The following is a 12,363-nucleotide window of genomic DNA, read 5'->3' on the forward strand; positions in this document are numbered from 1 at the left end:
ATAAACTATGAGAAATACATGTAAATATTTTAATTCTCATAGTTTATACTTCTAATTATCAGTCGAATACTATTTCCTATGAGAATATGAGAAATGATTTTGCGAAATTGTTCTAGTAGCAGGCTGAAGCTAGATTCAAGTTATAAATGCATTATTTTTTTAAGCCGAAAAGACTAATCGAGGGGGGATTTGAACGTTGTTTGTGTATAACCAAAATAATTTTGTGTCTCATGCTCATTTCTTTGTCAATATTGTTTGCTTGCTAAATATAAATTGCTACTTTTGTCGTAGTTTACTTTCTAGCGAAGAAAGTAAGTTTTAATAATTTTATTGAGAACGGTTATTTATTGCATTCTATATAAAAATCGGCTAATTTTTTACTCCTGAATGACGATAAGTGACGGGTCTCACGCATCTTTTGTATATATAATCTTGTTATATACTCAATTGGGCGTGGGGCTATCACTTGTGTTCAGGAGAGGGTCTTAGCCGATACCTTATATAGGACATGGGTAGATAGTTCCCTCGCTCTCTTTTTTATATATAACCCCTCGCACCACCGGGAACAGATGCGTCAAACAAGACTAAAACGATGAGCATCGATTTTAAAGAGAACATCATCCGCTTGATGCAGCACCCTATCATGCATAAGCCTATAAGTGAACTGACAGGTTCTGAGCAAAGCCAGGCTTATGAACTCCTGGATAGTCTGGTTGAGTCTTCCATGGATAACTCCTGTACCCAGATAGGCTATATCCAAATCTCCCGTCTGTATTATGCCCTTGGTGAGCTGGCTTATGAACAGGGTGATGCTCCTGAACGTATAATTAAATATTTCCTTTCCTCTCTCCATTCCTTGGAGAAGGGTGGAATTGACCTGAGTCTGAACAAATGGGCGGAACTCGTGAATTTGCGGCAATCTTCTGAGTCTTGAATTGCGTAATCGGATAAAATCATCCGTATGCTCCAGATTCATAATTTAGTCGTATGCCATGATAATGGCTCGGTTTCCGTAACCCTGCCCTAATTTATAACGGAGGTTGCAAATCGTTAGACAGCTTGTGAAAGTAGTTTTTCCGGTTTGTCTCCTAGAGAGGATGTCCACTTCCCCATACGGACATCCTCTTGTTTTTTTTCTCAATATCATTTCCTCTAAACATCATTTTATCTATAATAAATCTTCCCGCCATTTGTCTTTCTCACCTGCAATTTCCATTCATTTTCTTCTTTCCGTTCTTTTTTTTCTTCCTTTCTTTATTCATTTCTTCCTTTCTTTATTCATTTCTTTCTTCCTTTTTCATTTTTTCTTCTTTCTCTCTTCGTGCGCGCTTTACGCGCACGTGTGAATATAATAAGGTGTCCTTTCTTTCCCGTCCCCTCACACTCCTGTCCCTTTATTAAAAAACATGTTCTACAACATCATTATCAATCAACGAGTTAGCATAAACATTCAAAAATAATTAGAAAAAAGAGCAGAATATATTTGGAGCATATATGAAAAGGGCGTACTTTTGCACCCGCTTTCCAAGAGAAGAAAGCCTTGATAAAATGACTTAGTGTACAAAGCGCAGGACCGCTTAACGATAAAAACAAAAAAAGTTCCGAAAAAGTTTGGAATAAATAAATAAAAGTTCTTATCTTTGCAGTCCGATTCGCAAAGAAAGCGGTTTTGCTTTTTTTCTTTTATGATTATTCTTTCCCTTTCGCAAGAGAGCCTGAGAAACGAGTTGAAAAGAAAAAACAAAAAAAACTTCCAAAAAAGTTTGGCAGTTAAAATAAAACCTCTTACCTTTGCACCCGCTTTTGAAACGAAAGCGACAAGTTCTTTGAAATATTGATAAACAATACAAGTAGTACAAGTTAAAAAATAGAACCGTCAATACTTGTTTCCCATGTAGCAATACAAGTGAAACACAGGTAATTGAAAAGAGTCAATAAATTGTACGGCATCCTGAACAGAGCAAAAACCTGCCTAACGGCAGATTAACAATACTTTTACAATGAAGAGTTTGATCCTGGCTCAGGATGAACGCTAGCTACAGGCTTAACACATGCAAGTCGAGGGGCAGCATTTTAGTTTGCTTGCAAACTAAAGATGGCGACCGGCGCACGGGTGAGTAACACGTATCCAACCTGCCTCATACTCGGGGATAGCCTTTCGAAAGAAAGATTAATACCCGATGGCATAGTCCTTTCGCATGATCGGATTATTAAAGAATTTCGGTATGAGATGGGGATGCGTTCCATTAGTTAGTTGGCGGGGTAACGGCCCACCAAGACAACGATGGATAGGGGTTCTGAGAGGAAGGTCCCCCACATTGGAACTGAGACACGGTCCAAACTCCTACGGGAGGCAGCAGTGAGGAATATTGGTCAATGGACGAGAGTCTGAACCAGCCAAGTAGCGTGAAGGATGACTGCCCTATGGGTTGTAAACTTCTTTTATATGGGAATAAAGTTTTCCACGTGTGGAATTTTGTATGTACCATATGAATAAGGATCGGCTAACTCCGTGCCAGCAGCCGCGGTAATACGGAGGATCCGAGCGTTATCCGGATTTATTGGGTTTAAAGGGAGCGTAGGTGGATTGTTAAGTCAGTTGTGAAAGTTTGCGGCTCAACCGTAAAATTGCAGTTGAAACTGGCAGTCTTGAGTACAGTAGAGGTGGGCGGAATTCGTGGTGTAGCGGTGAAATGCTTAGATATCACGAAGAACTCCGATTGCGAAGGCAGCTCACTGGACTGCAACTGACACTGAGGCTCGAAAGTGTGGGTATCAAACAGGATTAGATACCCTGGTAGTCCACACAGTAAACGATGAATACTCGCTGTTTGCGATATACAGCAAGCGGCCAAGCGAAAGCATTAAGTATTCCACCTGGGGAGTACGCCGGCAACGGTGAAACTCAAAGGAATTGACGGGGGCCCGCACAAGCGGAGGAACATGTGGTTTAATTCGATGATACGCGAGGAACCTTACCCGGGCTTAAATTGCACCTGAATAACGTGGAAACATGTTAGCCGCAAGGCAGGTGTGAAGGTGCTGCATGGTTGTCGTCAGCTCGTGCCGTGAGGTGTCGGCTTAAGTGCCATAACGAGCGCAACCCTTATCTTTAGTTACTAACAGGTCATGCTGAGGACTCTGGAGAGACTGCCGTCGTAAGATGTGAGGAAGGTGGGGATGACGTCAAATCAGCACGGCCCTTACGTCCGGGGCTACACACGTGTTACAATGGGGGGTACAGAAGGCAGCTACCTGGTGACAGGATGCTAATCCCAAAAACCTCTCTCAGTTCGGATCGAAGTCTGCAACCCGACTTCGTGAAGCTGGATTCGCTAGTAATCGCGCATCAGCCATGGCGCGGTGAATACGTTCCCGGGCCTTGTACACACCGCCCGTCAAGCCATGAAAGCCGGGGGTACCTGAAGTACGTAACCGCGAGGAGCGTCCTAGGGTAAAACTGGTAATTGGGGCTAAGTCGTAACAAGGTAGCCGTACCGGAAGGTGCGGCTGGAACACCTCCTTTCTGGAGCGATGTCGTTCGAAATGACTTTTCAAGGTTCTGTTTTTGTACTACTGGTACTTGTTTATTTATAATATATAGATCGAGCGTCTATAGCAATTATAGATAGAGATAAACAAGAGAAAAAAGAAGCCGAGTCTAACGCAACAGGTAGACAAGGTTGAACTAGTCCTATAGCTCAGTTGGTTAGAGCGCTACACTGATAATGTAGAGGTCGGCAGTTCAACTCTGCCTGGGACTACTCCGAAAACTCTTACGGGGGATTAGCTCAGCTGGCTAGAGCATCTGCCTTGCACGCAGAGGGTCAACGGTTCGAATCCGTTATTCTCCACAGTCTCTGAAAAGAGAAACGATCTTTGACATGATGATAACAAAAAAGTAAAATTTTAGTAAAGAGCTAAAAGTATATATCGAACCGTACGTTCTTAACGTATCAAGATTGCGCAAGCATTCCTCCATACGCTAAGAAGTCAGTTTGAAAGAAAGTAAGCAAGGGCGCATGGCGGATGCCTTGGCTCTCGGAGGCGATGAAGGACGTGATAAGCTGCGATAAGCTTCGGGCAGGTGCAAATAACCTTTGATCCGAAGATTTCCGAATGGGACAACCCGACATTCTGAAGGAATGTCATCCATCCTAGATGGAGGCTAACGCAGGGAACTGAAACATCTTAGTACCTGTAGGAAAAGAAAATAATAATGATTCCCCAAGTAGTGGCGAGCGAACGGGGATTAGCCCAAACCAATGTTGTTACGGCAACATTGGGGTTGTAGGACCACGATGTCGCACGAAATTTGGTGAGAAGAATTCTTTGGAAAATGAAACCATAGACGGTGATAGTCCGGTATTCGAAGCCAAACGAAGCGTAGTGGTATCCTGAGTAGCGCGGGACACGAGAAATCTTGCGTGAATCTGCCGGGACCATCCGGTAAGGCTAAATACTCCCGAGAGACCGATAGCGAACCAGTACTGTGAAGGAAAGGTGAAAAGCACTTCGAACAGAAGAGTGAAATAGTCCCTGAAACCATGCGCCTACAAGCGGTCGGAGCTGCTTAAGCAGTGACGGCGTGCCTTTTGCATAATGAACCTACGAGTTACTTTTTCCGGCAAGGTTAAGAATCTAGAGATTTGTAGCCGAAGCGAAAGCGAGTCTGAACAGGGCGATAAGTCGGAAGGAGTAGACGCGAAACCAAGTGATCTACCCTTGGGCAGGTTGAAGGTTAGGTAACACTAACTGGAGGACCGAACCGATAAGCGTTGAAAAGCTTCCGGATGACCTGAGGGTGGGGGTGAAAGGCTAATCAAACTTGGAGATAGCTCGTACTCCCCGAAATGCATTTAGGTGCAGCCTTGTGAGTTACTAATGTGAGGTAGAGCGACTGATAAGATGCGAGGGCTTCACCGCCTATCAAGTCTTGATAAACTCCGAATGCGCATTAGTCCTATCACAGGAGTGAGGGCATGGGTGCTAAGGTCCATGTCCTAAAGGAGAAGAATCCGGACCATCAGCTAAGGTCCCCAAATAATTGCTAAGTTGAACTAACGAAGTCAGATTGCTAAGACAGCTAGGATGTTGGCTTGGAAGCAGCCATTCATTTAAAGAGTGCGTAACAGCTCACTAGTCGAGGAGTTTGGCGTGGATAATAATCGGGCATCAAGCAATTTACCGAAGCTATGGGATGTGCAAACATCGGTAGGGGAGCATTCCACTCTGCGTTGAAGGTGAAGCGTGAGCTTTGCTGGAGCGTGTGGAAAAGCAAATGTAGGTATAAGTAACGATAAAGGGGGTGAGAAACCCCCTCGCCGAAAGACTAAGGTTTCCTGATCAACGCTAATCGGATCAGGGTTAGTCGGGTCCTAAGGCTCAGCCGAACGGTGAGGCCGATGGCAGAACAGGTTAATATTCCTGTACTACCTCAAGGAGTGACGTGGAGACGGAGCAGTGACAGCGTCGCGGACTGACGGAATAGTCCGTTGAAGGGTGTAGACGTTGATTATCCCAGGCAAATCCAGGATAAGAGTCGAACCTGATAGTATACTAAATTCTTCGGAATGCGGTAATAGTGCGTGTAAACATACTCCCAAGAAAATCCGCTAAACTTAATCTTTGAGGTACCCGTACCGCAAACGGACACACGTAGTCGGGTTGAATATACTAAGGCGCTTGAGTGATTCACGGTTAAGGAACTAGGCAAATTGACCCTGTAACTTCGGGATAAAGGGTCCCTACGGCGACGTAGGGCGCAGAGAATAGGTCCAGGCAACTGTTTAACAAAAACACAGGGCTGTGCCAAATTGAAAGATCACGTATACAGCCTGACACCTGCCCGGTGCTGGAAGGTTAAGAGGAGATGTCATCGCAAGAGAAGCATTGAATTGAAGCCCCAGTAAACGGCGGCCGTAACTATAACGGTCCTAAGGTAGCGAAATTCCTTGTCGGGTAAGTTCCGACCTGCACGAATGGTGTAATGATCTGGACACTGTCTCAACCGTGAGCTCAGTGAAATTGTAGTATCGGTGAAGATGCCGATTACCCGCGATGGGACGAAAAGACCCCGTGAACCTTTACTATAGCTTAACATTGAATTTGGGTAATTGATGTGTAGGATAGGCCGGAGACTTTGAAGCGCAGACGCCAGTTTGTGTGGAGTCGCTGTTGAAATACGGCCCTTTGATTATTTGAGTTCTAACCCGTGGATGCGGGGACACTGTTTGGTGGGTAGTTTGACTGGGGTGGTCGCCTCCAAAAGTGTAACGGAGGCTTCTAAAGGTGCCCTCATGACGATTGGTAACCGTCAGTAGAGTGTAATGGCATAAGGGCGCTTGACTGGGAGACAGACACGTCGATCAGGTAGGAAACTAGAGCATAGTGATCCGGTGTTTCCGCATGGAAGGGACATCGCTCAAAGGATAAAAGGTACTCCGGGGATAACAGGCTGATCCCTCCCAAGAGCTCATATCGACGGAGGGGTTTGGCACCTCGATGTCGGCTCGTCACATCCTGGGGCTGGAGAAGGTCCCAAGGGTTGGGCTGTTCGCCCATTAAAGTGGCACGCGAGCTGGGTTCAGAACGTCGTGAGACAGTTCGGTCTCTATCTATCGTGGGCGTATGAAATTTGCGTGGCTCTGACACTAGTACGAGAGGACCGTGTTGGACTGACCGCTGGTTTACCAGTTGTGCCGCCAGGTGCATCGCTGGGTATCTAAGTCGGGATTGGATAAGTGCTGAAAGCATCTAAGTACGAAGCCAGCCACAAGATTAGATTTCTTAGGGTCGTCAAAGACGATGACGTTGATAGGATGCAGGTGTAAAGGTGGTAACATCATAGCCGAGCATTACTAATTGCCCGTTCACTTTCTTATCAAGCTTGTACGTGTCGCGATATATACGTTTAGCTGTTGCTGATTTTACTTTTTCATCATGTCATAACCTTATTCAGGTGGTTATAGCACGAGGGTTCCACCTCTTCCCATTCCGAACAGAGAAGTTAAGCCTCGTCACGCTGATGGTACTGCGTAACAGTGGGAGAGTAGGTAGCCGCCGTTTTTGAAGAAGCCTCGCTTGTCTATTTGACGAGCGAGGCTTTCTGTTTTTAGTGTCTCGGCATTATACGACTGTTTTTAACACTCGTAAACCTTATAATACCTATTAAAAAAGTGAATATTTACTGATAATTTGTATGTTATGAGGATATTTATTTGTATCTTTGTCGCCCGAATTGTAAGCTAACGATTTAAAAAAGAGAGAAGCTTTGGGAAAATTTGATAAATATAAAATTGACTTGAAAGGTATGCAAACAGACTCTGCTAAGTATGAGTTTGTATTGGATAACCTTTACTTCGCTCACATTGATGGACCTGAAGTTCAGAAAGGAAAGGTGAATGTTACATTGATCGTGAAAAGAACCTCTCGCGCTTTCGAACTGAGTTTTCAGACAGACGGAATGGTGTGGGTACCATGCGACCGTTGCCTGGATGATATGGAACTGACTATCAGTTCTTCTGATAAGTTGATGGTGAAGTTTGGACATGAATATGCGGAAGAAGGTGACAACCTTATCGTGATTCCCGAGGAAGAAGGAGAAATCAACGTTGCATGGTTCATGTATGAGTTTATTGCACTCTCAGTTCCAATGAAGCATGTGCATGCTCCCGGTAAGTGCAATAAGGCAATGACCAGTAAATTGAACAAGCATTTGAAAACAAATGCGAATGATGATAGTGATGATAGTTTCGACACAGGTGGAGAGGACATCATAATAGAGGAAGAAGTTGAGGAACAAATTGATCCTCGCTGGAATGAATTAAAAAAAATATTAGATAATAATTAAAGTTTTAAGAAAATGGCACATCCTAAGAGAAGACAATCAAGTACGAGACAAGCAAAGAGAAGAACTCATGATAAGGCAGTAGCCCCTACTTTGGCTATTTGTCCGAATTGCGGAGAATGGCATGTATACCACACTGTATGTGGCGCTTGCGGTTACTACAGAGGTAAGCTCGCTATTGAGAAAGAAGCAGCTGTATAATTAGTACAGTCATACTGAAACAGCCTGAGGGTAACTCTCTCCGGCTGCTTTAAGTATTATAGTATTGCTAATTTAAAATAGGTTTGATGGAAAAAATAAATGCAGTAATCACAGGAGTCGGTGGATATGTTCCCGATTATATCTTGACTAACGACGAGATATCAAAGATGGTGGATACCAACGATGAATGGATTATGACTCGTATCGGAGTAAAAGAAAGACATATTCTGAATGAGGAAGGATTAGGCAGTTCATACATGGCGCGCAAAGCTGTCAAACAGTTGATGAAAAAGACTGGTGCCAATCCCGACGACATTGATTTGGTTGTTGTCGCTACCACTACTCCTGACTATCACTTCCCTTCTACAGCTTCTATTCTTTGCGATAAACTCGGACTGAAGAATGCGTTTGCTTTCGATTTGCAAGCTGCTTGTAGCGGTTTCCTGTATTTGATGGAGACAGCTGCTAATTTCATCCGTTCGGGAAGATATAAGAAAATTATCATTGTCGGTGCCGATAAGATGTCGTCAATGGTTAACTATACAGATCGTGCTACATGTCCGATCTTTGGTGACGGTGCTGCTGCCTTTATGGTGGAACCGACTACGGAAGATTACGGAATCATGGATTCGATACTGAGAACTGATGGCAAAGGATTACCTTTCCTCCACATGAAAGCTGGTGGTTCGGTTTGTCCTCCCTCTTATTTCACGGTAGACAATAAAATGCACTATTTGCACCAGGAAGGAAGAACAGTGTTTAAATATGCTGTATCCAACATGTCGGATGTATCTGCTGCTATTGCAGAAAAGAATGGTCTGACAAAAGATAATATCAACTGGATTGTTCCGCATCAGGCGAATGTCCGCATTATCGAAGCCGTGGCTCACCGTATGGAACTCCCGATGGACAAAGTACTGGTAAATATAGAACACTATGGTAACACCAGTGCTGCTACACTTCCTTTGTGTATCTGGGATTATGAAGATAAACTCAAGAAAGGTGATAACATCATTTTCACAGCATTCGGTGCCGGATTTACTTGGGGCGCGGTTTACGTGAAGTGGGGTTATGACGGAAAGAAGGAATAAGTAACGTTAGTTACTGAACTATAACACTCAAAAACGCATCCTATTTCGATTCGATGCGTTTTTTTGTCTCAACCAATAAAATGAAGAGAAATGCATAAAGCAGGTTTTGTAAACATCGTAGGAAATCCGAATGTCGGAAAATCGACATTAATGAATGCTTTGGTGGGTGAACGCATCTCGATTGCTACCTTCAAGGCGCAGACTACTCGTCACCGTATTATGGGTATCTACAATACGGATGAAATGCAGATTGTCTTTTCTGATACTCCGGGAGTATTGAAACCCAATTACAAGCTACAGGAGTCTATGTTGAACTTTTCTACTTCGGCACTGACGGATGCGGATGTTTTGCTTTATGTGACTGACGTGGTAGAGACGCCGGACAAGAATAATGAGTTTATGGCAAAGGTGCGTGAGATGACTGTACCTGTGCTTCTGCTCATCAATAAAATTGACCTTACCGACCAGGAGAAACTGATCAAGTTGGTGGAGGAGTGGAAGGAACTGCTTCCGCAGGCTGAGATTATTCCGATTTCCGCTGCTTCGAAATTCAATGTGGACTATGTGATGAAGCGGATCAAGGAATTGCTGCCGGCCTCTCCTCCCTACTTCGGGAAAGACCAGTGGACGGACAAGCCTGCACGTTTCTTTGTGAATGAGATCATCAGGGAAAAGATATTGTTGTACTATGACAAGGAGATTCCCTACTCGGTGGAAGTGGCCGTGGAAGAGTTTAAGGAAGAACCGAAGAAGATTCAGATTCGTGCGATAATTTATGTGGAACGTGATTCGCAGAAGGGAATCATTATCGGTAAGCAGGGAAAGGCGCTGAAGAAGGTTGCTACTGAGGCTCGCCGTGAACTGGAGCGTTTCTTCGGGAAGACCATTTACCTGGAAACGTATGTGAAAGTTGATAAGGATTGGCGCAGCTCGGATAAGGAATTGCGTAATTTCGGTTATCAGTTAGATTAAAGAGTATTCATGCGACTGGGATAGTCGTGAAAAAACAAGGTATTGAACTATGAGTAATTTAGTTGCAATTGTAGGACGCCCCAATGTGGGCAAGTCTACCTTATTTAACCGTCTGACGAAATCTCGTCGGGCTATTGTGAATGAAGAAGCGGGTACGACCCGCGACAGGCAATATGGCAAGTCTGAGTGGCAGGGCCGTGAGTTCTCCGTCGTAGATACCGGCGGATGGGTGGTAAACTCGGACGATATCTTCGAAGAGGAGATTCGTAAGCAGGTATTGCTGGCTGTGGATGAAGCGGACGTGATTCTGTTCGTGGTGGATGTGATGAACGGTGTGACTGATTTGGATATGCAGGTGGCGGCTATTCTGCGCCGTGCCAATAGTCCGGTGATTATGGTTGCCAACAAGACGGATAACCATGATTTGCAATATAACGCTCCTGAATTTTATAAACTGGGCTTGGGCGACCCTTATTGTATTTCTGCTATTACGGGAAGTGGTACAGGGGATTTGATGGACTTGATTGTCAGCAAATTCAAGAAAGAAGCTTCTGAAATTCTGGATGACGAGATTCCTCGTTTTGCCGTTGTAGGACGTCCGAATGCCGGAAAATCTTCTATTGTGAACGCGTTTATCGGTGAAGACCGTAACATCGTGACTGAGATTGCAGGAACAACACGCGACTCTATTTATACCCGTTACAACAAATTCGGATTCGACTTCTATCTGGTAGATACAGCCGGTATCCGTAAGAAGAACAAGGTAAATGAAGACTTGGAATACTATTCTGTGGTTCGTTCGATTCGTGCCATCGAAGGCTCTGATGTCTGCATTCTGATGTTGGATGCTACCAGAGGGGTGGAAAGCCAGGACTTGAATATCTTCTCGTTGATTCAGAAGAATCAGAAAGGGTTGGTAGTCGTTATCAATAAATGGGACTTGGTGGAAGACAAATCCGTGAAAGTGCAGAAGACTTTCGAAGAAGCTGTCCGCTCCCGTTTTGCCCCGTTTGTCGATTTTCCGATTATCTTTGCTTCCGCATTGACGAAACAGCGTATCCTAAAAGTGCTTGAAGAAGCCCGTAACGTATATGAGAACCGGACAACGAAGATTCCGACTGCCCGTTTGAACGAAGAAATGCTTCCGTTGATAGAGGCATATCCGCCCCCTTCAAACAAAGGCAAGTATATCAAGATTAAATATATCACACAGTTGCCGAATACACAGGTGCCTTCATTTGTCTATTTTGCCAACTTGCCGCAATATGTGAAGGAACCCTACAAACGCTTCCTCGAAAATAAGATGCGTGAGAAATGGAATCTGACAGGTACTCCGGTTAATATTTATATTCGACAGAAGTAAAGTTCACCACAGAGAACGCAGAGAAATAATAAATTAAAGACACGGACTGTCTCAACTATATAAATATATATTGGGGCAATCCGTGTCTTCTTATAAAATAAAACTCTGTGTCCTCTGTGGGAACCTATTTCTCTAACTGGAAATCTTTACGACGCAGCACAAAGCTGTTACTCAGATACTTTTCACGTACAATCTGATTCTCGGACAACTCTTCCGGTGTACCTTGGAAAAGAATCTTTCCTTCGAACAGCAGGTAGGCGCGGTCGGTGATACTAAGCGTTTCCTGTACGTTGTGGTCGGTAATCAGGATACCGATATTTTTGTCTTTCAGTTTCCACACGATTTGCTGAATGTCTTCTACGGCAATCGGGTCGACACCGGCAAAAGGTTCGTCGAGCATGATGAATTTCGGGTCGATGGCAAGGCAGCGTGCAATCTCCGTACGGCGGCGCTCACCACCGGACAACTGGTTACCTTTGTTCTTGCGTACCTTTTGCAGGCGGAATTCCGCTATCAGGCTTTCGAGTTTTTCCTTCTGGTATTCTTTGGGCTTGTTAGTCATTTCGAGCACGGCGGCAATATTGTCTTCCACGCTCATTTGGCGGAATACAGAGGCTTCCTGTGCAAGGTAACCGATTCCTGTCTGCGCCCGTTTGTAAACCGGATATTTGGTAATCTCCAGGTCGTCAAGGAAGATTCGCCCTTCATTCGGGGTAATCAATCCTACGGTCATATAGAATGAAGTCGTCTTGCCGGCACCGTTCGGACCCAGCAAACCCACAATCTCACCTTGCTTCACATTGATGGAAACATGGCTTACAACGGTTCGTTTACCGTACTTTTTCACCAAGTCTTCCGTGCGGAGCACCATCTTGCTTTCTTCCATA

General features: G+C 44.5%; 7 protein-coding genes, 2 tRNA genes and 3 rRNA genes. 11 read left to right on the top strand and 1 reads right to left on the bottom strand.

Annotated features, from left to right (window positions below; all coding sequences use genetic code 11):
• Positions 1-592: 592 nt before the first annotated feature.
• The 11 genes from CLIN57ABFB40_RS15930 to der all read left to right on the top strand — a co-directional run bounded on the left by CLIN57ABFB40_RS15930 (position 593) and on the right by der (position 11,476).
• Positions 593-934, top strand: a complete 342-nt coding sequence (locus CLIN57ABFB40_RS15930; protein WP_175630992.1) for a hypothetical protein — start codon at positions 593-595, stop codon at positions 932-934.
• Between the two features lie 1,063 nt (positions 935-1,997).
• Positions 1,998-3,526, top strand: a 16S ribosomal RNA gene (locus CLIN57ABFB40_RS15935).
• Positions 3,527-3,690: 164 nt separating this feature from the next.
• A tRNA-Ile gene (locus CLIN57ABFB40_RS15940) sits at positions 3,691-3,764 on the top strand.
• 16 nt (positions 3,765-3,780) lie between these two features.
• A tRNA-Ala gene (locus CLIN57ABFB40_RS15945) sits at positions 3,781-3,854 on the top strand.
• Positions 3,855-4,002: 148 nt separating this feature from the next.
• Positions 4,003-6,884 (top strand): 23S ribosomal RNA (locus CLIN57ABFB40_RS15950).
• A 73-nt stretch (positions 6,885-6,957) separates the two neighbouring features.
• Positions 6,958-7,068: ribosomal RNA gene (rrf, locus tag CLIN57ABFB40_RS15955) — 5S ribosomal RNA — on the top strand.
• The 16S, 23S and 5S rRNA genes sit together here with 2 tRNA genes alongside, the layout of an rRNA operon.
• A 205-nt stretch (positions 7,069-7,273) precedes the next feature.
• Positions 7,274-7,852, top strand: a complete 579-nt coding sequence (locus CLIN57ABFB40_RS15960; protein WP_175630993.1) for a YceD family protein — start codon at positions 7,274-7,276, stop codon at positions 7,850-7,852.
• Between the two features lie 12 nt (positions 7,853-7,864).
• On the top strand, positions 7,865-8,050 hold the full coding sequence (gene rpmF / locus CLIN57ABFB40_RS15965; RefSeq protein ID WP_004296852.1) for a 50S ribosomal protein L32: 186 nt from the start codon (positions 7,865-7,867) through the stop codon (positions 8,048-8,050).
• Between the two features lie 86 nt (positions 8,051-8,136).
• Entirely contained in the window at positions 8,137-9,141 is a 1,005-nt protein-coding gene (locus CLIN57ABFB40_RS15970) for a beta-ketoacyl-ACP synthase III (protein ID WP_175630994.1), read from the top strand.
• Between the two features lie 90 nt (positions 9,142-9,231).
• Positions 9,232-10,113, top strand: a complete 882-nt coding sequence (era, locus tag CLIN57ABFB40_RS15975) for a GTPase Era (protein ID WP_175630995.1) — start codon at positions 9,232-9,234, stop codon at positions 10,111-10,113.
• Between the two features lie 49 nt (positions 10,114-10,162).
• Complete coding sequence (gene der / locus CLIN57ABFB40_RS15980; protein ID WP_175630996.1) at positions 10,163-11,476, top strand: ribosome biogenesis GTPase Der; 1,314 nt, start codon at positions 10,163-10,165, stop codon at positions 11,474-11,476.
• A 124-nt stretch (positions 11,477-11,600) separates the two neighbouring features.
• Here the strand turns inward: der and lptB are convergent, their stop codons facing one another.
• On the bottom strand, positions 11,601-12,362 hold the full coding sequence (gene lptB / locus CLIN57ABFB40_RS15985) for an LPS export ABC transporter ATP-binding protein (RefSeq protein ID WP_004308626.1): 762 nt from the start codon (positions 12,360-12,362) through the stop codon (positions 11,601-11,603).
• Between the last annotated feature and the right edge of the window lies 1 nt (position 12,363).

This window comes from Bacteroides acidifaciens (assembly GCF_903181435.1).
Classification (GTDB): Bacteria; Bacteroidota; Bacteroidia; order Bacteroidales; family Bacteroidaceae; genus Bacteroides.

Bases quoted from the DNA above. Each gene is read 5' to 3' on its own strand.
- CLIN57ABFB40_RS15930 (WP_175630992.1), top strand. From the start codon at position 593: ATGAGCATCGATTTTAAAGAGAACATCATCCGCTTGATGCAGCACCCT.
- rpmF (WP_004296852.1), top strand. From the start codon at position 7,865: ATGGCACATCCTAAGAGAAGACAATCAAGTACGAGACAAGCAAAGAGA.
- CLIN57ABFB40_RS15970 (WP_175630994.1), top strand. From the start codon at position 8,137: ATGGAAAAAATAAATGCAGTAATCACAGGAGTCGGTGGATATGTTCCC.
- era (WP_175630995.1), top strand. From the start codon at position 9,232: ATGCATAAAGCAGGTTTTGTAAACATCGTAGGAAATCCGAATGTCGGA.
- der (WP_175630996.1), top strand. From the start codon at position 10,163: ATGAGTAATTTAGTTGCAATTGTAGGACGCCCCAATGTGGGCAAGTCT.
- lptB (WP_004308626.1), bottom strand. From the start codon at position 12,362: ATGGAAGAAAGCAAGATGGTGCTCCGCACGGAAGACTTGGTGAAAAAG.